General features: G+C 69.0%; 16 protein-coding genes and 2 pseudogenes. 4 read left to right on the forward strand and 14 right to left on the reverse strand.

The features are described 5' to 3' along the window. The first annotated feature begins 68 nt into the window (after window positions 1–68). Window positions 69–2,420 (forward strand): hypothetical protein, encoded by a 2,352-nt coding sequence (locus GQS65_RS08050; RefSeq protein WP_158204122.1) that lies wholly within the window; start codon window positions 69–71, stop codon window positions 2,418–2,420. A 38-nt stretch (window positions 2,421–2,458) separates the two neighbouring features. Here GQS65_RS08050 and GQS65_RS08055 read toward each other — a convergent pair whose 3' ends face one another. Further along, window positions 2,459–3,268: an undecaprenyl-diphosphate phosphatase gene (locus GQS65_RS08055; RefSeq protein WP_158204123.1), complete on the reverse strand. Its 810-nt coding sequence runs from the start codon at window positions 3,266–3,268 to the stop codon at window positions 2,459–2,461. Window positions 3,269–3,370: 102 nt separating this feature from the next. Here GQS65_RS08055 and GQS65_RS08060 point away from each other — a divergent pair, with 102 nt between their 5' ends. After that, the gene (locus GQS65_RS08060) at window positions 3,371–3,661 is read left to right on the forward strand and encodes a hypothetical protein (RefSeq protein WP_368279962.1); all 291 of its coding nucleotides are present in this window, start codon (window positions 3,371–3,373) and stop codon (window positions 3,659–3,661) included. A 158-nt stretch (window positions 3,662–3,819) separates the two neighbouring features. Then, the gene (locus GQS65_RS21365) at window positions 3,820–3,984 is read left to right on the forward strand and encodes a hypothetical protein (RefSeq protein WP_199268422.1); all 165 of its coding nucleotides are present in this window, start codon (window positions 3,820–3,822) and stop codon (window positions 3,982–3,984) included. A gap of 148 nt (window positions 3,985–4,132) precedes the next feature. Here the strand turns inward: GQS65_RS21365 and GQS65_RS08065 are convergent, their stop codons facing one another. After that, window positions 4,133–5,557, reverse strand: a complete 1,425-nt coding sequence (locus GQS65_RS08065; protein ID WP_158204124.1) for a DHH family phosphoesterase — start codon at window positions 5,555–5,557, stop codon at window positions 4,133–4,135. A 128-nt stretch (window positions 5,558–5,685) separates the two neighbouring features. On the opposite strand from GQS65_RS08065, the gene GQS65_RS08070 reads away from it, so the two are divergent. Further along, complete coding sequence (locus GQS65_RS08070) at window positions 5,686–6,561, forward strand: polysaccharide deacetylase family protein (RefSeq protein ID WP_158204125.1); 876 nt, start codon at window positions 5,686–5,688, stop codon at window positions 6,559–6,561. Window positions 6,562–6,618: 57 nt separating this feature from the next. On the opposite strand, the gene GQS65_RS08075 is transcribed toward GQS65_RS08070, so the two are convergent. The 12 genes and pseudogenes from GQS65_RS08075 to GQS65_RS08130 form a co-directional block, all read right to left on the reverse strand. Then, window positions 6,619–7,401 (reverse strand): uroporphyrinogen-III synthase, encoded by a 783-nt coding sequence (locus GQS65_RS08075; protein ID WP_368279963.1) that lies wholly within the window; start codon window positions 7,399–7,401, stop codon window positions 6,619–6,621. Continuing rightward, window positions 7,398–8,201 (reverse strand): uroporphyrinogen-III C-methyltransferase, encoded by an 804-nt coding sequence (gene cobA / locus GQS65_RS08080; protein ID WP_158204126.1) that lies wholly within the window; start codon window positions 8,199–8,201, stop codon window positions 7,398–7,400. The genes GQS65_RS08075 and cobA overlap by 4 nt, the downstream gene beginning before the upstream one ends. A gap of 250 nt (window positions 8,202–8,451) precedes the next feature. After that, a pseudogene (gene hemC / locus GQS65_RS08085) lies at window positions 8,452–9,555 on the reverse strand (hydroxymethylbilane synthase); the annotation flags it as partial. A gap of 34 nt (window positions 9,556–9,589) precedes the next feature. Beyond that, a complete protein-coding gene (locus GQS65_RS08090) occupies window positions 9,590–10,030 on the reverse strand; it encodes a hypothetical protein (RefSeq protein WP_158204127.1) in 441 nt (146 codons plus the stop codon). An 80-nt stretch (window positions 10,031–10,110) separates the two neighbouring features. Then, window positions 10,111–11,456: pseudogene (hemL, locus tag GQS65_RS08095) on the reverse strand (glutamate-1-semialdehyde 2,1-aminomutase). A 57-nt stretch (window positions 11,457–11,513) separates the two neighbouring features. Beyond that, the gene (locus GQS65_RS08100; RefSeq protein ID WP_158204128.1) at window positions 11,514–12,008 is read right to left on the reverse strand and encodes a hypothetical protein; all 495 of its coding nucleotides are present in this window, start codon (window positions 12,006–12,008) and stop codon (window positions 11,514–11,516) included. A gap of 113 nt (window positions 12,009–12,121) precedes the next feature. Further along, a complete protein-coding gene (locus tag GQS65_RS08105; RefSeq protein WP_158204129.1) occupies window positions 12,122–13,813 on the reverse strand; it encodes an ammonium transporter in 1,692 nt (563 codons plus the stop codon). 405 nt (window positions 13,814–14,218) lie between these two features. Then, on the reverse strand, window positions 14,219–15,268 hold the full coding sequence (gene hemB / locus GQS65_RS08110; protein ID WP_158204130.1) for a porphobilinogen synthase: 1,050 nt from the start codon (window positions 15,266–15,268) through the stop codon (window positions 14,219–14,221). Between the two features lie 177 nt (window positions 15,269–15,445). Continuing rightward, a complete protein-coding gene (locus tag GQS65_RS08115; protein WP_158204131.1) occupies window positions 15,446–17,653 on the reverse strand; it encodes a (Fe-S)-binding protein in 2,208 nt (735 codons plus the stop codon). 79 nt (window positions 17,654–17,732) lie between these two features. Continuing rightward, window positions 17,733–18,464 (reverse strand): energy-coupling factor transporter transmembrane component T family protein, encoded by a 732-nt coding sequence (locus GQS65_RS08120; RefSeq protein WP_158204132.1) that lies wholly within the window; start codon window positions 18,462–18,464, stop codon window positions 17,733–17,735. Further along, a complete protein-coding gene (locus tag GQS65_RS08125) occupies window positions 18,464–19,168 on the reverse strand; it encodes an energy-coupling factor ABC transporter ATP-binding protein (protein WP_158204133.1) in 705 nt (234 codons plus the stop codon). Before GQS65_RS08125 ends, GQS65_RS08120 begins: the two co-directional genes overlap by 1 nt. Before the next feature lie 15 nt (window positions 19,169–19,183). Continuing rightward, a complete protein-coding gene (locus tag GQS65_RS08130; protein ID WP_158204134.1) occupies window positions 19,184–19,765 on the reverse strand; it encodes a biotin transporter BioY in 582 nt (193 codons plus the stop codon). Between the last annotated feature and the right edge of the window lie 12 nt (window positions 19,766–19,777).

Below are 19,777 nucleotides of genomic sequence, written 5' to 3' on the forward strand. Positions count from 1 at the left end.
CACCGTGTCGTCGACCCTACCCCACCCCGATGCGACGCCTTCTTTACTCGACTCGAACGTGAGACGGTATGGTTACAGCCGGCGACGTTCGCGCCCTCCTCGACGACCGGCCCGAGTTGCAGTCGGCGACCGAGGCCGTCCTGTCCGCCGACGAACCGTTCACGTTCGGCGACCTGCCGATAGACTCGGGGCAGTTCGGCGAACTCGTCGCCGGCGGTGTCGTAGAGAAGACCGAGGGCGGAAACTACCGGGTCGCCGACCGGAACGCCGTTCGAGACGGACTCGACGCGGCACGCGACGGTGAGCCGGGCACCGAGACCGGCTCCGCATCGACGACCGGTCGCTCGATGCCGTCGCTCTCGACGCTCGGCTCGTTCGACCGGAGCGACCGACTCGCCGCTGCCTGTCTGCTGGTGGCCCTCGCGTTCGTCGTCGCCTTCCGGCTCACCTCGTGGAGTGCCGTCTTCCGTCCGGATCACGTCGTCCTCTCCGGGAACGACCCGTACTACTACCGGTATCTGGTCGAGCAGCTGCTCACCGACCCCGAACTGAGCGTCTCGAACCTCCCGCTGAGCTCCGAGAACGGCGAACCGCTGACGATAGCGATACTCTGGCTGGTCGCCAGCCTCCTCGGCGGTGTCGGTGCTGTCGGCGGCGTCCTCGCGTGGTACCCGGTCGTCGCGGCCGTCGTCACCGCCGTACTCGTCTACAGTATCGCAGCCCTCGTCACCGACGACCGACGGGTTGCACTCGCCGCCGTCCTGATGCTCGCCGTGTTGCCGGGCCACGCGATGCGGACGAGTCTGGGGTTCGCCGATCACCACGCGTTCGACTACGTCTGGCTGACGCTGACGCTCCTGGGCGTCGTGCTCGTGACCGTCGCCGCCCACCGTGCTGACGGCGACGTCCTGCCGCGACCGGACCTCGCGGCGGTCGGCATCGTGACCGTCGCCCTCGGTGTGGCCGGTCAGGTGCTCGCGTGGGAGGCCGGCCCGCTGCTCGTCGTCCCGCTCGGCCTCTTCCTGGTGGCCGACGGCCTCAGAGCGGTCGCCCGCGAGGAGTCGCCGCTCCCCACGAGCGGCCCGGTCGTCCTCGGTGTCGGTCTCGCGGCCGGCCTCACGTGGCTCGTTCACGGGACACTGGGCTGGCACACGACGCCGGTGGTCGTCGCGCCCGCACTGCTCGCTGTCGGTGGCCTGGGAGTTCTGGTCGCCGGAGCGGCCGCCCGTCGCGTCGGCCTGCCGGCGTGGGCGCTCGCGGTCGGTGAACTCGTCGGGAGCGTCGTGGCGGTCCTCGCGTTTCGAGTGCTCTTCCCGGAGTTCTGGACGGAGTTCACCACCGCGGCCACGGACCGACTGTTCGGTTACCGCGCCATCGCCGAGGTCCAGAGCCTGTTCAGCCAGTCGCTCGGGTGGCTGTTGCTGTTCGGTCTGCTCCTCCTCGTCGCCCTACCGTACCTCGTCTGGAGTCTCTCACGCGCCCGCGAGGACGCCCGGTGGCTGCCGCTGGGCGTCTACGGCGCGTACTTCCTGGTGCTCGCCGTCGTCCAGGTCCGGTTCGTCGGGGAGCTGTCACCGCTCGTCGCCGTCTTCGCGGGTCTCGCGTTCGTCCACGTCGCCGCGTGGGTGGACGTCGTCGCCCCGCCGGCACCGTTCGGGGACGGTACTGCCTCAACGCTCGCCCTCCCCGACCGCTCGACCGCACAGGCGCTCGTCCTCATCTTCGTGTTGCTCGCCGGCCTGAGCATCGTCCAGGTCCCGCTCAAGACCAGTTTACTCACGACCGACAGCGACGACTACGAGACGGCGGTCGCTATCGACGCCTACAGCGAGTCACAGGGCCTCGAATACCCCGAGAACTACGTCCTGACCGAGTGGGGCGAGAACCGGATGTACAACTACTTCGTCAACGGCGAGGCGTTCTCCTACAGTTACGCCCAGAACAACTACGCCCCGTTCGTCGCCGGCACGAACGGGTCGGAGTGGTACGACCGACTCGACCGACGGGGGTTCGTCGTGACGAGCGACGGGGTGGTGTCCGGCGTCGTGTCGAGTGACGCACTCGGAACGCGCCTCCACCTCGACAACGGGAGCCGCGACGGTGACACGCCCGGTCTCGGCCACTACCGACTCGTCGCCACGAACGACGGTGGGAGCTACAAGGCGTTCCAGTTGGTCCCCGGTGCCGTCCTGCGCGGGACGGCCGACCACTCGTCGACGGTGACCGTCGAGACGCGGGTCGAGGTGGAGGACACGACGTTCGTCTACACGCGACAGGCAACGACGAACGCGGACGGGCAGTACACCGTCCGGGTCGCCTACCCCGGAACGTACACGGTGAACGGGAGCGGCGGCGGGACGGCGGTGACGGTGAACGAGTCCGCGGTCGGGGACGGGTCGACGGTTCCGACGGGGACCTGAGGGCGAGCGCATCGTGGCGACGAGCGGGTGCCGAACGCTCAGAGGACGAGCGCGCCACCGAGCATCGCCACCGCACCCAGTCCGAGACAGACCAGCCAGAACGGGACGCGTTCGACGACCCGGAGGAGCGCGTCGATGGTCGCGTAGCCGACGAGGAAGGCGGTGAGCAGTGCGATAGCGGCGGCCGTCGGCGTCACCTCGCCGAGGCCCGTATCGACGTACGCGATGGCCGCGCCGCCGAGCGCCGCGGGGATGGAGAGGAGAAACGAGAAGCGGAACGCCGAGGAGCCGTCGTAGCCACGCAGGAGCAACGTCCCGGTGGTCATCCCCGACCGGGAGACGCCGGGGAGGATGGCGACGCCCTGAGCGGCCCCGACGAGGACGGCGTCGAGGAGGTCCGGGTCACGCTCGGTGCTCGCGCGTCCCGCCGTGAACTTCTGGAAGAGGCCGGTCACCACGAGGAGGACACCGACGAGGACGACGACGGTCCCGCCGGTCAGTTCGTTCACCACCTCGTCGAGCGTCGCGTAGGCCGCGATACCGACGAGTCCGGAGACGAGCGTGCCGACAGCGAGGAACGTCACCGGGGCCTGTTCGCCCACGAACGCGCGTTTCGGTCGCCAGTCGGGGAGGCGACCGAGCAGTTCGGCGACCTCCTCGCGGTAGTAGACGCTGGCCGAACCCGCCGTCCCGAGGTGGAGAAAGAGGCTGAAGGCGACGGCCGCCTCCGCCGGCCGGCCGAGCGCCGTGAGGACGACGGTGAGGTTCCCCTCACTGGAGATGGGGAGCCACTCGAAGATACCCTGGAGGACGCCGGCGAGCAGCGCGACGAGGAGCGACCGGTCCATACCACATCGGTCGAAGCCGCGAGTAAAGGGGTTGCTGTTCGGGGATTCGGGCGGTGAGCGCACGACGAAACACTGAGACACCTCCACGACGACCGAACGACCGTGACCGACGACCCCACCCGACGGCTGGCCGACCACCTCGTCGCCACCGGCGAACGACCTATCGACAGTCGAACGAACGCGTGGCTGGGCGAGGCGGAGGCGCTCGCGCTCGACATGGCCGAGTCCGACCTCGACCCAGCCGTCGAGCGCGAACGTGCCGGCCACGTCGTCGAACTGCTCTCGAACGTCGACGGGACGGGCGACGAGCAGGCGGACGAACACGTCACGGCCGCACGCACGCTCGCCGAGCGGTTGGCCGGCGACTCCAGTCGGTCCGCACCGCACGACTGAGCGACGGACCGACCCGGAACGTCGGCTTCGAGGTGAACGCGGTCACCGGAGTCGGTCGGCCGAACCCACAGTCGTCGAAGTGGGCGGACCCGTGTCGGCTTCACCTGCCGGTTACCGAGGCCGTCGCCTTCTTGCGGGTCCGACTCGTCTCTACGCACATGTCGAAGGTGACCCGCCTACTGACGGTACTGCTCGGACTGTTCGTCGTCGCGTCGGTCGTCCACTACGCGCTGTTCGGTGCGCTGCCGTTCGGGAAGCCCCAACTGCTGGCGGACGCCCAGAGCGAGTACGACGGGGACGCGACGGTCGAAGTCGTCGAGTGAGCGACTGAACACCCCTCTCTTCGACGGTTCCGCACGCTCTGAGTGTTCGCCATCGCGGTCGTTTTCGTATCGTGGCTGACGGTGTATCGGCCGGACGCGACGGCGACCGCTCGTCTGCGAGAGCACGGTCGACTCGGCCGAGATCCGGCTATCCGAGCTGTTCGCCGACGATGGCGTCCGCTCGCTCGACGAACGCTCGCTCCTGACCTGCGGGAATCGTCGCACCGGCGGCGACGTCGTGGCCGCCACCCTTCCCGCCGACGGCCGCCGACGCCTCGCCCATCACCGCAGAGAGGTCCAGTCCCGAGCGAACGAGCGCGTGGGTACCCCGCGCACTCACCTTCGTCTCCTCGTCGCTCTTCGAGGCGAACGCGAGGATGGGGACGTCGCGGTCCACGCCGTCGCTGCCGACCGCCATCCCGGCGACGATGCCGACGATGGTCTCGCGGATGTGGGTGCCCGCGTCGAACCACTGGACGTGCTCCTCGCGGGTGACACCCTCGTTCTGCACCCAGCGCAAGCCTTCGGAGAGGTTCCGGCGGTGGTTCGTCAGCAGGTCGCGCGCCCGGTCGAGCGCGCCGTCGCGGTCCCCGAGACAGACCGCGAGGCCGACGTCCGCCCGCTCGTAGCGTGCGGTGGCGTTGAGGAGCGTCGAGAACTCGCTGGCGTCGCGGAGTTCCGTCCCCTCCGGTTCGTCGAGGAGCGTGTACGTCGTGGCGACCAACCCGTCTATCTTGTGCGCGGGGACGCCCCGCTGGATGGCTCGCTGGACCAGCGCGCTGGCGACCGTCTGGCGTTCGTCGCCCGAGAGGTCGACCCACGTCCGCCACTCTCCACCCGATTTGAGGTCCACGTCGAGGGCCGAGAGGAAGCCGACCGCACCGGACTGGCTGTTGGAGATGCCGGGGATGTAGACGTCACTGGAGTACTCCAACAGTTTCGGGAGCGGTCGCGTCTGACGACCGTAGAGTGCGAGGTCGGTCGCCTCGCCGAGAACGCCCGCCTCGACGCCCTCGGCGACGATACCGGCGTTCGCCCCGTGGAGTTCACCACTCGACGCCTGCATGTCGCCCACCGCGCCGACGACGGCGAGGCCCGCGAGGTCGGTGTTCGCCGCGTCGTCGCCCGTCGTCGCCCGCCCGAGTTCCCGCCCGAGGACGTACGCCGCGCCGGCCCCGGAGAGTTCGCTCGCGCCGTCGAGGCCGAACAGGAGGGGGTTGAGGTGGAACTCGGTCTCTTCGTCGGCGGGCCTGTGGTGGTCGGCGACGACCGGCGTGAAGTCGCCCTCGCGTTCGTGACGCGCGATGTCGTCGAGTTGGCCGCTCCCGAAGTCGGTGAACAGGACGGTGTCGTAGTCGGCCGCGGCGATGGTCGCTATCTCGTGTGCGTCCAGTTGCTTCTTGAACACCGCCTCGAACTCGATACCCGCCCGTTCGAGCGCCGTCGAAGCCACTGCCGCGCTCGTCAGTCCGTCGGCGTCGATGTGAGAGGCCAGCAACACCTCGTCGGCGGCGAGCAACCGGTCGGCACAGTCCGCGGCGTGGTCGGCGAGTTCGGGGACGGGTGGCGTCATCTGCGAGCGAGTAGTTCGTTCTGCGGTATAAACTGCTGGCCCTCACCGACGGGACGTTCCGGCGACGGGGAGACACCCCGTTCGGACACTTCCTGTATTCTGAGTAACAGCTATTATCCGAGACGACGATGCCGAGAGCGACAGCGATGGACCGAACCGAGGAGAACTGGCATCCGCTCCGGCAGTGGGCGAATCGAGCGGCCGTCGACGCCATCGACGGTGTCGACAGGGTACTCGGGAGCGCGGACGCCCGGATGCGGTTCTCACGACTCTGGTCGAGTCGGCAGAACGCGGTGTTGATGTACCACTCCGTCGGGGGGATACCGGGCTACGTCGGGAGCCTCCCGGTCGAACGGTTCGTGGCCGACCTCGAAGCGCTCGTCGAACGCTACGACGTCGTTGACCTCCCGGCGGTGCTGGACCCGACCGAGACCCGACCGAAGCGGGTCGCCCTGACCTTCGACGACGGGTTCGTCGACTTCTCGACGACCGTCCTCCCGTTGCTGCGCGAGTTCGACGTCCCGGCGACGGTGTTCGTCTCCAGTGCGTTCGTCGACGACGAGAGCAGGGCACTCGCCTACGAGCGCCACGAACTGGAACCGTCGGACGACCGTCTCCTGATGACCGAGGCGGAGTTGGCCGAACTCGTCGAGGAGGACCTCGTCACCATCGGCAACCACACGCGGACACACCCGAGGCTCTCGACGCTGGACACGGCGACGAAACGCGAGGAGATACTGGGTGCGAAGTCCGACCTCGAATCCCGGTTCGGCGTCACCGTCGACCGGTTCTGTTACCCGTACGGCGACTTCGACGGCGAAGCGGTCGACATCGCGGCGAGCGCACACGACCTGTCGGTCACCATCGACCGTGGTCTCGTCGCCCCGTCGACCGACCCCCACCGAATCCCCCGCATCGACGGGAACGACCCGCGAGCGGAGATGTGGTGGCGACTCACCGACCTGCGGTACGTGCCGGCGACGGTCCTCGGTCGGACGCTCTGAGCGCCGCCCCGTCGGAGTGAGTCGCGCGGACGGGCAGGACCCGGCCCCCGACCGGACTCACGCGTTCGGCGACGCTCCCGAGAGCGTGGCGACGGCGGCCCGCGCGAGCGCCTCGAAGTCGGCCGTCTCGGGGACGAGGTCCACGTCGATGCCGGCGGCTTCGGCCGTCTCACGGGTCGGCGCACCGATGGTGGCGACGACGGCGTCACCGAGTCCGACGAGTGCCTCGTCGTGGACACCCCGTTCTGCGGCCGCGTCGAGGAAGTGCTGGACGGTCAACGAGGAGGTGAACAACGCCGCGTCGAGGTCACCCGACGCCGCGAAATCCGCCGAGACCCCCGACTCGGGGGGTCGAGTCAGGCGGTACAGCGTGGTCTCGTGGACGAACGCGCCCGCGTCGTTGAGACCGTCGGTCAGGACCGCGGAGCCGTGGTCGCTTCGGGCCACCTCGACACGAGTCCCGCCGACGCGGTCGGCCAGCGCCGCGACCAGTCCCGACGAGGAGAACTCCTCGGGCACCACGTCGACCGTGTAACCGTGCTCGCGGAGGACGCCGGCCGTCGCCTCGCCGATGGCACACAGCGTCGTCCCCTCGGGAGTCCACCCGGCGTCGGCGACGAGTTCGACGCCCGTCTTGCTCGTCAGGACGGCGAAATCGGCGTCTTCGCGGGGAGTCTCGCCCGTCGGGTCGACGGCGAGCATCGGGTCACCGACTGGAGTGACGCCCAGCGAGTCGAGCAGGTCGACGGCACGCGCCAGTCGCTCGTCGTCGGGGCGGAAGACGGCGACTCGGGGGCGCCCCTCGCTGCCGGTGCCTGCTGTGCCGGTGTCGTCGCTCACTCCTCTCCGACCTCCGTGGCGTCGAACGCCTCGTCGGTCCCGTTTCGCAGGAACGCCGCGAGCGTCTCGCGGGTCGCCGCCACGTCGCCGACGACGGTGATGGCCGGCGGGGAGATGTCCTCGCGGTCACGGACCTCGACGATGTCCGCGAGCGTCCCCGTCGCCACACGCTGGTCGGGCCACGTCGCGCGCTCGACCAGCGCGACGGGCGTCTCCCCGGACATCCCCGCCTCGCGGAGTTCGGCAGTGTAGTCGGGGAGTTTCCCGACGCCCATCAGGACGACGAGCGTCCCGCCCGTCGCCGCCAGCGCGTGCCAGTCGACCGCCGACTCCTCCTTGGTGGGGTCCTCGTGACCCGTCACGAACGTGACGCTGGAGGCGTGGTCGCGGTGGGTCACCGGGATGCCCGCGACGGCGGGACCCGCGACCGCGCTCGTGACGCCGGGGACGACTTCGAAGGGCACGTCGTTGGCCGCGAGGTGTTCGGCCTCCTCGCCGCCCCGACCGAAGACGAACGGGTCGCCACCCTTCAGACGGACGACGACGTTCCCCTCGTGGGCGAGTTCGACCAACCGGTCGTTGGTGTACTCCTGGCTCGTCCGGTCGCCGCCGGCACGCTTGCCGACGTCCTCGCGCTTCTCGTCGGGGATCAGCCCGAGAATCTCGGGACCGGGCAGTTTGTCGTGGAGGACCACGTCCGCCTCCGTCAGCAGACGGTGGGCCTTGACCGTCAGCAGGTCCGGGTCGCCGGGACCGCTCCCGACGAGGTAGACGACGCCGTCCGCGTCGGACTCGGCCATCTCACTCCTCCCCGTCGTCGCTCCCAACGGTCGGCCACGGGGTGCTGGGGGTGTGGTCGCTCGTCGAGTCGTCGGACCCGTCCGCCTCGGGGGCCGACTCGTCTTCGACGTCGTCGGAGTCCACCTCGCGTTCGTCGGCGGTCGTCTCCGACGCCACAGCGGGCGTCTCCTCGTCCGTCGACTCCACGGCGGTCTCGGAGGGTCCCTCGGCGTCGGTGTCGGCGTCGGTGTCGGTGGCCGACTCCTCGGCGTCCTCGCGTGCGCCGCGGTCGGGTTGGCTCTCGCGGCGGGCACGCTCGATGAGGTCCGCCGCACCGCGGTCGGCCAGGGCCTGGGCGAACTCGCGGGCGGCCTGCGGGTGGCGCTCGACGGGGAGGTCACGGTTCTCGCGTATCTCCTCGGTGCCGTCCTGCGAGAGGACGCGGACGGCGACGTTCACCTTCGAGCCCTGCAGTTTCGCGTAGATGCCGACCGGCGCGACACAGCCACCGCCGAGTTCGGCGAGGATGGTCCGTTCGACCGTCGCGCGAACGCGCGTCGGCGGGTGGTCGACCGCGGAGTGAATCCGCTCTGCCACCTCGTCGTCGCGGGACGTGACGGCGATGGAACCCTGTCCCGGCGCGGGGACGAACCGCGACGGCGAGAGGCGCTGATACTGCAGCGAGTGGGCGAGTCCCGAGCGGTCGAGACCGGCTTCCGCGAGGACGATGGCGTCGTACTCCGTCTCCACGTCGCGTTCGAGCGCGCGGCGCTGGAGTTCGCTCAGGCCGTTGAACCACGTGTCGAGGTCCTCGTCGAACGACTCGGTGGTGGCGTCGTCGTCCGCCCCGTCCGTCTCCTCCGCATCGAGACGGCGCTCGTGTTCGCGCTGGAGACCCGGCGCGAGCAGTTTCTCGGCACGGGTGTCGACGTTCCCCCGGAGCGGCTGGACGTCGAGGTCCGGGCGCTCGGCGAGCAACTGGGCCTTCCGGCGGAGGCTGGAGGTGCCGACCGTCGCGCCGCTGGGGAGGTCCTCCAGCGGGCGGCCGTCGACGGTGACGAGGACGTCGGTGGCGCTGGCACGCTCGGGGACGCCCGCGACGACGAGGTCGTCGGGCATCTCGGTGGGCATGTCCTTCATCGAGTGGACGGCGGCGTCGACGTCGCCCGAGAGGACCTGTTCGTCGAGTGCGCGGACGAACGCGCCGGTCTTCCCGAGGCGATGGATGAGTTCGTCGGTGATGCGGTCGCCGCGGGTCTCCACCTCGACGAGGTCGACCGGCCGACGCCGGGTCGCCAGCACCTCGCGCACCGACTCGGCCTGTCGGAGCGCCAGCGCCGACCCGCGCGTCGCCAGCCGTAGCGTATCGCTCATACACGGACTGGACGGCGAACGCTGAAAAGACGTTCTATGGCGTCCCGACCGCCTGTCGACGCTTGTAGAGGTAGTAGAACGCGACCGCCGGCTGGACGATCTGGACGAACAGGCCGAGAGCGGCCACGCCGGCGAACAGCGTCGGGTCCGGCCGCCAGCCGACGTTCGCCTCGGTCACCGCCTGCGCGTCGAAGTAGAGCGCGACCGGAAGGAGCAGACTCAAGACGAGACCGACGAGCGCCAACAGCACGAACACGAGGAAGGCGAGCCCGAATCCGACACCCAACAGCCCGGCCGGATCACCGAGGCCGATGACTGCGGGCACGAACACGGTGAGGAACAGTAACAACCCGACGACGTACGCGAAGACGAAGAACGCCCCCGCCAGCGCGATGGCTTTCCACCACTCGGAGTCGACGTATCGGTCGGTCGTGTGACTCGCGGTGGCCGTGCGAGTCGTGGAGGGTGACGACATACGCGACACCACAGTGTCACGCGGCATAAACGTTCAGGGGAGTGTGGTCGCTCGGGAGCGTGGAACCGACGACTGCCGACCTACGAGAAGAACGCCTCGTACGCGTCCAGCGTCTCCTCGACGTCCGCTTCGGTGTGGGCGTAGCTGACGAACTGGCTCTCCATCTGGTTCGCGGGGAGCAAAATCCCCTGTTCTTCCATGAACGGTCGGAACAGGCGGTCCCAGCGCTGGTCTCGGCGTTCGCCACGTCCGCGCCCGTCTTCGGACAGTCGCCGTAGCGCTCGCAGGTCGGGTCCTGCGTACACCCGGCGGAACAGCAGTCGCTCTGTGGGCCGGTCGCGCTCCGGCCGAACACCACCTTGAACATCGAGTCCGTCCCGACGACGGTGTACTCGGGGGCGCGGTCGGCGACGATGTCGGTCAGGCCCTCCCGCAACTGCTCGCCGAGTGCGTTCACGTGCTCGTAGACGTCCTGCTCGGCGCAGAACTCCAGCGTGGCGAGACCGGCCGCCATCGTCACCGGGTGTCCCGAGAACGTCCCCGACTGGAAGACGTCGCCCGACGGCGAGAACTGCTCGATTATCTCGCTCTTGCCGCCGATAGCGCCGACGGGGAACCCGCCGCCGACGATCTTGCCGAACGTCGTCACGTCGGGCGTGACGCCGAACTTCGACTGCGCACAGCCCAACCCGCCGACGCGGAAACCCGTGATGACCTCGTCGAGGACGTAGAGCGCACCGTGGTCGTCACAGAGGTCCCGAATCGTCTCGTGGGAGCCCTCCTCGGGCATCACGATACCCGAGTTGCCGAGGATGGGTTCGGTGAGGACGCAGGCGATGTCCTCGCCGTGTGCCTCGAACACGTCGCGGAGCGCGTCCTCGTCGTTGAACGGCACGGGCAGGGTGTGCTCGGCGAACGACTGGGGAATCCCGCTCGTGGAGGGACGAGGGTGCTCGACGTCGCCCTCGACGAGCGTGGACTCCTGCGCGCCGTGGTAGCCCCCTTGCATGACGACGATCTTGTTCCGACCCGTGTAGCCACGGGCGAGGCGGACGGCCGACACCGTGGCCTCCGTGCCGGAGTTGACGAAACGAATCATCTCCACGCTCGGGACGTGCCGGACGACGAACTCCGCGAGGTCCACCTCGACTTCGGTGGGTGCGCCGTACATCGGCCCCTCGCTGGCGGCACGCTGGACCGCGGCGGCGACGGACTCGGGCATGTCGTGACCGAGCAAGAGCGGTCCGTAGCCCATCACGTAGTCGACGTAGCGGTTGCCGTCCTGGTCGATGACGTGTGCACCGTCGCCCTTCCGGACGAACGTGGGGTACGGTTGGGTCGCCCGGACCGAGGAGTTGACACCGGCGGGCATGACCGACAGCGCCCGGTCGTACAGCGCCCGAGAGTTCTCGCGGTTGCGAGTCATGGCGGCGCTTCTCGCGGGTGCAGTAAGGAGGTTACTGCATCGGTGGTCGAGACGAGGTCACGCGGACCGAGCGGCCCGGACGCCCGCGAGGAACTGCCGACGGGCGTAGGCAGCGGTCCCGCCGACGACGGCCGAGCCGAGCGCGAGCAGTGGGACCCCGGCGAGCGCGCCGACGAGGACGGCCGCTGCGAAGCCGGCCACGGTTCCAGGGTCGAGGAACACCCACGGGAGGGCCGTCGACCCGAACGGGACGCTCGCAACCGTGAGGACGACGAGACTCGCCAACCCGGCGAGGACGCTGTCGTCGAGGACCGCGCGTCCCCCACGCTCGAACAGGCCGACGACTACGCCCGGCGCGAACAGGGCCACGGAGGCGACGCCCGCACCGAGGACGTTCGAGAACGCGAGGACGCCGAGGCACAGCGCCACGAGAACGCCGAGCGTGACCGCTCGCCAGTCGACGCTGTCCGTCGGACGCGGTGGGTCGTCGGTCACCCGAGGGACTCGACTCCGGAGCGCGGCCAACCGCACCCACATCCGACGGCCCTTCATACACTACAATGAGATAGTCTCTTTCATATAACTGTTCGGCTCGTGGGACGAACGTCGGCCGACCCAGAGCGAGCGAGGGACGGGAGGCGAACGCCTCGACCGATACGAGCGGTTCAGACCGCCTCGATGCCCTCCGTACCGGTGCGAATCTGCCGGGCGTACTCGACGGGCAGGACGAACACCTTCCCGTCGCCCTTCTCGCCGGTCTTCGCGGCCGACGCGATGGCCTCGACGACGTCCTGTGCCGGCGTCTCGGCGACGACGCACTCCACCTTCACCTTCTGGTGGAGGTCCACGACGTACTCCTCGCCGCGCCACTGGCCCTTCTTCGCGGGCTGTGAGCCGCGACCGGAGACGTTCGTCACCGAGATAGACGGTGCGCCGGCCTCGACGAGCGACTGCTTGACCGCGCCGAGCCTGTCCGGTCGGACGTACGCGACGACCATCTTGATACCACCGTCGTTCGGGCGGCCGTCGTCGCCGACCGAGCCGCCGTCGGTGCGGACGCCGCCGTCGGTCGTGACGACGGGGTCGTCACCGAGGTTGAACTCAGGGTAGGTCTCGACGCCGTGTTCGGAGATGTCGAGGCCCTCCAGTTCGTGTTCGCGGGTGACGCGGGCCTGGCCGAGCGCCTTCAGACCGCCGAAGACGACGGCCGTGGCGAGGACGGTCCAGCCGGCGATGACCGCGACGCCGACGAACTGCGGGACGACGAGGTCGGTGCTGACGACCCAGCCACCACCCTCACCCACCGTGAAGAACGGCAGGAGGAGCGCACCGAGCACCCCGGCACTGCCGTGAACGGGGAACACCGCACAGACGTCGTCGATGTGGAGGCGTTTCTCGACGAACTCGAACACCACGGGGAGCTGTGCGCCCGCGAGGAAGCCGATAACGGGCGCGGCCCACCAGACGATGGCGTCGGTGTTCGACGTGATGCCGACGAGACCTGCGAGCATCCCGTTGGCGACGTACAGCGTGTCGACCTTGCCAGTCTTCGCCAGCGAGACGGCGCTCGCGCCGATGGCTCCGGCGGCCATCCCGAGCGTCGTCGTCAGCGCGACGCGGCCGAGTGCCCCACCCATGAACTCGCCCGTCTCGGGGTCGAGGATGGTCGCCTGTGTCCCGACGTTGAAGCCGTACCAGCCGAAACAGAGCAAGAGCGTCCCCAACACGGCGAACGTGATGGAGTGGCCGGGGATGACGTTGACCGAGCCGTCGCCGTCGAAGCGGTTGAGCCGTGGGCCGAGAATCCAGGCCGCGGTCAGGCCGGCGATGCCACCCATCCCGTGGACGATCATGCCGCCCGCAAAGTCGCTGAAGCCGACGCCGAACCCGAGTGCGCCGTCCGCCGAGAGCAGGCCCGACCCGGCCCACGTGAACCCGAGGACGACGGGGTAGACGAGCGCGGCGAGCGCGACGGTGTAGACGACGTACGCGCGGAGCTTCGCACGGCCCGCCACCGCCCCGGAGACGATGGTGGCGGCCGTCATGGCGAACACCGCGCCGAACAGCCAGCCGACCCAGGCGTTCGGGTCGTCGACGTAGCCGAAGGGTGCGGCGTTCCCGCCGACGACGTTCCCGATGCCCTGTCCGACGAGGAAGAAGGCCGTCACGCCGACGCTCCAGGTCAGCATGTTCTTCGTCAACTGGTTGGCGACGTTCTTCGAGCGCACCTGCCCCGCCTCCAGCATGGCGAAGCCGGCGTGCATGAAGAAGATGAGGAACGTGACCGTCAGCACCCAGACGGTGTTGATGCTCTCGGCGACGGCCGCGAGGTCGGAACCCGCCTGCACGAGCGTCATCCGCGTACCCCCCTACTGCGACGTTCGTCCATCCATACTCCGAATACCGTGACGTTGTGCGTGTAACTCACGGAACCATGTCACGAAACACACCTACAAAAGAGTTCGCTCGTGCATTTCAATATTTTCGCCGGTCAAGACGACGTTCGTGCGAAATGAGGTACAGTATTACGGATATAAGGTCGTACTTCGTCCGCTTATCGGACGTTCGACCGCTCCGGAACCGACCGTTCGTCCACGCAAACGTTGCCGTGAGTGGCACTGACACCCGGTACGCGCGGACGGGGACCGTGCGCTGGCGGTGGGGACTCGTGTCCATCGATGCCGACGGTTCGGCGCACGCATCCGACGACGCCCGGTCGCTCGGTCGAGCGACGACGCCACGCTCTCTGCAAGAGCGTCGGACTACGGCTGGCTGGTCGCCGAAAGCGACGACGCGACGCTTTCGGCGAAGTACGTCAGGATCAGGTCCGCACCGGCGCGTTTGATGGAGAGCAGCGACTCGTGGGCCGCGGCGTCGAGGTCCAGCCACCCCTTCTCGGCGGCGGCGTGGAGCATCGCGTACTCACCCGAGACGTTGTACGCGGCGACGGGGTAGTCGGACGCCTCGCGGACGTCCCGGACGACGTCGAGGTACGGGAGTGCGGGTTTCACCATCAGCACGTCCGCGCCCTGTTCGACGTCCAACTGGACCTCGCGCCGCGCCTCGCGGGCGTTCGCGGGGTCCATCTGGTAGTGCCGGCGGTCACCGAACGCGGGCGCACCGTCGGCGGCGTCACGGAACGGCCCGTAGAACGACGACTCGAACTTCGCGGCGTAGCTCATGATGGGCACGTCCGTGTGCCCCGCCGAATCGAGCGCCTCGCGGATCGCGCCGACCATCCCGTCGGTCATGCTGGACGGTGCGACCATGTCCGCGCCCGCGTCGGCCTGCGAGACGGCGGTTCGCGCGAGCAGGTCGAGCGTCTCGTCGTTCTTCACCGTCAGGGTGGGGTCATCGGCGGCGTGGTCCTCGACGACATCGTCTCGGCGGAGCCGCTCCCAGCGCTCCTTCGCTTCGCTCTCGAGAACCCCGCAGTGCCCGTGGCTGGTGTACTCACAGAGACAGACGTCGCCGACGACGTAGGCGTCGGTCTCCTCGCTGACCGCCCGCATCGCTCGCTGGACGACGCCGTCCTCGGCGTACGCCCGCGACCCGACCGCGTCTTTCTCCTCGGGGATGCCGAACAGCATCACCGCCTGTACGCCCGTCGCCAGCACCTCCTCGACACGCTCGACGATACCCGAGACCGGCACGCGCGGATGACCGGGCATCGACCCGATTGGCACCCGTTCGTCGGTCGTCGCGTCGACGAACACGGGGGCGATGAGGTCCGAGGGCGACAGCGACGTCTCGCGGACGAGCGGTCGAATCCCGTCGGTTCTGAGCCGGCGGGGACGGTGAGTGAGGTCCATACCCGACAGTCGGAACGGGCGGTGAAAGCCGTTGTCGATGCGGTGGGCCGAACACCACCGAACACCCACACGACCCGACTCACGACGTCGGCATCGAGACAGCGATACGACGAGGAGAGGCGTGTTCGAGACGACCGTCGTGGCCGACGAGGAGGGAGAACGGACGGTGAACGACGGTCAGTCGTCAGCAGTCGTCGCCGATTCGGAGGCGGACTCCGACGAACCGACCGTCACGTCGCGTGCCTCGATGGCCTCGGCGATGAGTTCCGAGAGGCCGACGATCTCGATGTCCTCCTCGAAGCCGCCGGTCTTGCGGCCGTCCTCGTACATCGTCAGGCACATCGGGCAGGCGACGACGAACTTCTCGACGGCCGGGCCGGCCTCGGTGTCCTCCAGCGCCTCGCGGAGGCGTTCCTCGCTCGGCTTCTCCTCCTCTTCGAGGTCCATCCAGAGGCCGCCGCCACCGCCGCCACAGCAGTAGGAGTTGGCGCGGTTGCGCGGCATCTCGTGGAGGTCACAGCCAGTGGCACGGACGAGGTCACGCGGGGCCTCGTACTCGTCGTTGAACCGACCCAGGTGACACGGGTCGTGGTAGGTGACGGTGTAGTCGAGTTCGGTCCCCGACAGCGGGAGGTTCCCGGCCTGCACGAGTTCCTGGACGACCTGCGTGTAGTGGAGGACGTCGATCTCGCCGCGCTGGTTCCAGAACCCCTCGACGTCGAACTCCATCATCGGGTCGTCCGCGAGTTCCTCGAAGTCGATCTCCGGGTACTCGTTTTTGAACGTGTTGTACGAGTGGGGGTCCGTGCAGACCAGCGTGTCGAACTCACAGGCCTCGAACGACTCGACGAGCGTGCCGGCCTGTTCGAGGAAGAGGAACTCCTCGCCGACGCGCCGGACGTCGTTGCCGTCGTACACCTCGTCGTCGTAGAGGATGCCGACGTCGACATCGGCGGCCTCGAAGATGGTGGCGAGCGAGCGAGCGACGGCCTTGTTCCGGTCGTCGAAACTCGGGTAGTCGCCGACGTACCAGAGGTAGTCGACGGGTTCCTCGCGGGCGTCGGTGACGTCGAACGAGAGGTCCTCGGTCCAGTCGGCGCGCTTGCGGTTGGGGTCGCCGAACGTGTTGCCCTTCTGCATCACGTTCTGGAACATGTCCTGGATGGAGGGTTTGAGTGCCCCCTCGTCCGTCATCTGGCGGTTCATGCGCGTGAACGACGAGAGGTGCTCGATGTCGACCGGGCAGGCGTCCATGCAGGCCATGCAGGCCATACAGGACTCCATGGTCTCGGTGTCGATGACGCCGCTGCCGCCGTCGGCGACGATGGGTTTCGAGTCCGTCTCGCCGGCGTCGAGGCTCTCACGGTAGCTCTTCAGGTCGAGGATGACGTTCCGTGGGTCGAGCGGTCGGCCCGACGCCTTGGCGGGACAGACCGACGAACAGCGCCCGCACTTCGTACAGGCGTCCTGGTCCAGCATCTCCTTCCACGAGAAGTCGTCGACGTCCTCGGCGTTCGTGTGGTCGAGGTCCAGCGGGATGCCCGGGAGGCGCTTGCCCGCCTTGTCGTCGTTCGTGACGACGTTGGCGAAACTCGAGATCATGTGGAACGGTTTCGCCATCGGCACGGCGACGATGAAGCCGAACGCGAGCAGTGCGTGGGACCACCACGCGGCCGGGTAGACGAACGTCGCCATCTCCGGGTTCATCCCGACGCCCTGGAAGACGAGTGCGACGAAGTAGCCGACGAACGACACCGTCTCGTGGGTCGGGAACTCCGTCCCGAGGATGCGCAGTCCCTCGACGACGTAGCCGCCGACGCCGAGCAGGAACAGCGACCAGACGAGGAAGGCGTCCTCCCAGCTGTTGTGGCGGTCCCAGAGTCGCTCCATCCGCAGTCCGTAGCGCCGATAGAGCGCCACGCCGACGCCGACGACGAACAGCAGCCCCATCGCGTCCATCACCAGCGAGTACGAGAGGTAGAACGCGCCCGTGAAGAACGACTCCTGACCGAGCAGTTTCGTCCAGATGTCCATGTCGATGGCGAGGATGGTGGTGCCGATGAGCAGCGTCAGGAACCCCCAGAGGATGAACGCGTGCATCACGCCGCCGACGAAGTCGCGGTTGAACTGCTTCTCGTTGGTGAACACCACCTTCGCGGCGCGGGCGATGCGCCCCGGCAGATCGTCGAGTCGCGCGGCGTGGTCCGGTTTGCCGGCGCTGTAGCGTGCGAAGCGGTCGTAGACGCCCCAGAGGAACCAGACGACGGTCACGGCAGCCAGGAAGTAGAACATCGCCTCACCGACCGGCCCGATCTGCCAGAACGTCGGTCGCGTCACCTCCTGCTGGAGCACCACCTCCCCTCCCGCGAGTCCGAAGTTTGTCATGGTTTACCAGCGAGGCGACTCGGGGTTAAGTGTTATCAACGGAACGTCCGCTGTTCGGCGTTTTCTGTCGACCGACCGACTACACGAGGGACGCGAGAACCGGCGCGAGGGCGGGGGTGAGTGCCCACCCGATTAGTGCCAGTGCGAGGCCGAGCGCCACCGCGTCGGCCGGACCGAACCGAAGCCGGGGGAGCGTCGGGTTCCACGACAGACAGCGTGCGCGCATCGCCAAGGCGAGTCGGTCCGACCGGTCGAACACCCGCCCCAGTCCCGCGACGGCGACGAGTCGTATCCGCTCGTGGACCGGCAACCGGTCGCCGAGTCGCGCTCGCATCGCCGTCCGCGTCCGGCGGAGGTCCGCCCGCAACACCGTCAGGTACCGCGCCACCAGGCCGACGCAGAGTCCCAGCGCACGACCCGGTTTCCCCGGCACGAGCCACTGGAGCGCCGCCTGTGACTCGCGGGTCGGCGTCGTCCGGACGTACGCCGCGGCGACGAGCACCACGAGCAGCGTCCGGTAGCTGGCGAGCGCCGGCGCGACGGCCTGTTCGGGAGCCAGCCACGGCGGACCGAGGACGACCACCTCGACCAGCGGGCCGGCGAGCAGGAACGGAACCAGGAGTCGGAGTTCGGTGAGCGCCTCCCACGGCGCGGTTCGGGCGGCCCACAGACAGCACGCGACGACGCCCGTCCCGACCAGCAGGCCCCGAGGCGACGTGTGAGCGAACGCCGCGAGCGCGAACCCGACCTGGACGGCGAGTTTCGCCCGCGGGTCGAGGCGGTGTGCCAAGGAGGTGCCAGGGGCGTACATCACCGCTCCGGTGGGCGGACGCCGAACTCGGCGAGACGGTCGGCGACGGCGTCGGGCGGGCCGTCGAGTGCGACCCGTCCCTCCGAGAGGACGACGACGCGGTCGGCGGCCGTCGCCACGTCCCGCAGGTCGTGGGTGACGACCACGACGCCGGTCCCGCCCTCCTCGAGTCGACGGAGGTGGTCGAGGACCGCCTCGCGTGCCGGCCAGTCGAGGCCCGCGAACGGTTCGTCCAGCACGAGATGTGTCGGCTCCATCGCCAGCGCACCGGCGATGGCGACGCGCGCCTGTTCACCCCCGGAGAGTTCGTCGATACGTTCGTCTTCCCGGCCATCCATCCGGACCGCTCGGAGCGCCGTCTGCCGACGCTCGGCGATGGTCTCGTGAGAGAGACCGAGGTTCGCGGGACCGAACGTCACGTCCGCACCGACCGTCGCCGCGACGAAGCACTCGCGGGGGTCCTGGAACACCATCGCTACCGACGAGCGAGCGGTGACGGGGTGGTCGGTCACGTCGTCGCCGTCGACGAGGACCGCCCCCTCGTCGGGCGTCAGCAGGCCGTTGAAGTGTCGGACCAGCGTCGTCTTACCCGACCCGTTCGGACCGGCGACGACGACGAACGCGCCGTCGTCGAGCGTCAGCGACACGTCGTCGACCGCTCGGGACTCGCCGTAGCGGTGGACCAGCCCCCGTGTCTCTATCATCGTCGTGGCACCCGTTCAGTCGAGGGCGACGTCGTCGCTCCGGGCGATGCCCACCGCCGCGACCAGTTTCAGCGCCTCGGCAGGGAGGAAGACGAGCGTCCCGCCGACGATAGCCGCTTCGAGGCCGAGGCCGCCGAAGTAGACCAACCCGAGCGTGCCGACGGTGTAGATGACGACGACGCCGGCGACCAGCGACCCGACGAGTCGCGGGAGGCCGACGTCATCCAGCGAGCGGAGCGACGGCCCGCCGTGTGCGAGGTGGCCGATGACGCCCGCCGCGAGCGGATACGACAGCAGGTAGCCGCCCGTCGGGCCGAACAGGACGCCGACACCGGCCGTCGCTCCCGCGAACACCGGCAGTCCGACCGCACCGGCGACGAGGTAGACGGCCATCGACACCGACCCCCAGACCGGCCCGAGGAAGAGGCCCGCGAGGAACACCGCGAGGACCTGGAGCGTCACCGGTGCGGGCGACAGCGGGTACTCGAACGAGACGAACGCGAACGCACCGGCCAGCGCGGCGAACAGCGCCACCCGCGCGAGGGCGAGCGCCGTCGCCGCGTCCACGAGGTCGACCGACTGCTCCTGTGTGCTCATGGTCGGCGTGCG

The organism is Halomarina oriensis, assembly GCF_009791395.1.
Taxonomy (GTDB): Archaea; Halobacteriota; Halobacteria; order Halobacteriales; family Haloarculaceae; genus Halomarina; species Halomarina oriensis.

What these genes read in the sequence shown, in the direction of transcription:
- cobA (WP_158204126.1), bottom strand. Translation starts at nt 8,201, where the DNA reads ATGGCCGAGTCCGACGCGGACGGCGTCGTCTACCTCGTCGGGAGCGGT.
- GQS65_RS08090 (WP_158204127.1), bottom strand. Translation starts at nt 10,030, where the DNA reads ATGTCGTCACCCTCCACGACTCGCACGGCCACCGCGAGTCACACGACC.
- GQS65_RS08125 (WP_158204133.1), bottom strand. Translation starts at nt 19,168, where the DNA reads ATGATAGAGACACGGGGGCTGGTCCACCGCTACGGCGAGTCCCGAGCG.
- GQS65_RS08100 (WP_158204128.1), bottom strand. Translation starts at nt 12,008, where the DNA reads ATGAAGGGCCGTCGGATGTGGGTGCGGTTGGCCGCGCTCCGGAGTCGA.
- GQS65_RS21365 (WP_199268422.1), top strand. Translation starts at nt 3,820, where the DNA reads ATGTCGAAGGTGACCCGCCTACTGACGGTACTGCTCGGACTGTTCGTC.
- GQS65_RS08055 (WP_158204123.1), bottom strand. Translation starts at nt 3,268, where the DNA reads ATGGACCGGTCGCTCCTCGTCGCGCTGCTCGCCGGCGTCCTCCAGGGT.
- GQS65_RS08050 (WP_158204122.1), top strand. Translation starts at nt 69, where the DNA reads ATGGTTACAGCCGGCGACGTTCGCGCCCTCCTCGACGACCGGCCCGAG.
- GQS65_RS08065 (WP_158204124.1), bottom strand. Translation starts at nt 5,557, where the DNA reads ATGACGCCACCCGTCCCCGAACTCGCCGACCACGCCGCGGACTGTGCC.
- GQS65_RS08115 (WP_158204131.1), bottom strand. Translation starts at nt 17,653, where the DNA reads ATGACAAACTTCGGACTCGCGGGAGGGGAGGTGGTGCTCCAGCAGGAG.
- GQS65_RS08105 (WP_158204129.1), bottom strand. Translation starts at nt 13,813, where the DNA reads ATGACGCTCGTGCAGGCGGGTTCCGACCTCGCGGCCGTCGCCGAGAGC.
- GQS65_RS08130 (WP_158204134.1), bottom strand. Translation starts at nt 19,765, where the DNA reads ATGAGCACACAGGAGCAGTCGGTCGACCTCGTGGACGCGGCGACGGCG.
- GQS65_RS08120 (WP_158204132.1), bottom strand. Translation starts at nt 18,464, where the DNA reads ATGTACGCCCCTGGCACCTCCTTGGCACACCGCCTCGACCCGCGGGCG.
- hemB (WP_158204130.1), bottom strand. Translation starts at nt 15,268, where the DNA reads ATGGACCTCACTCACCGTCCCCGCCGGCTCAGAACCGACGGGATTCGA.
- GQS65_RS08070 (WP_158204125.1), top strand. Translation starts at nt 5,686, where the DNA reads ATGCCGAGAGCGACAGCGATGGACCGAACCGAGGAGAACTGGCATCCG.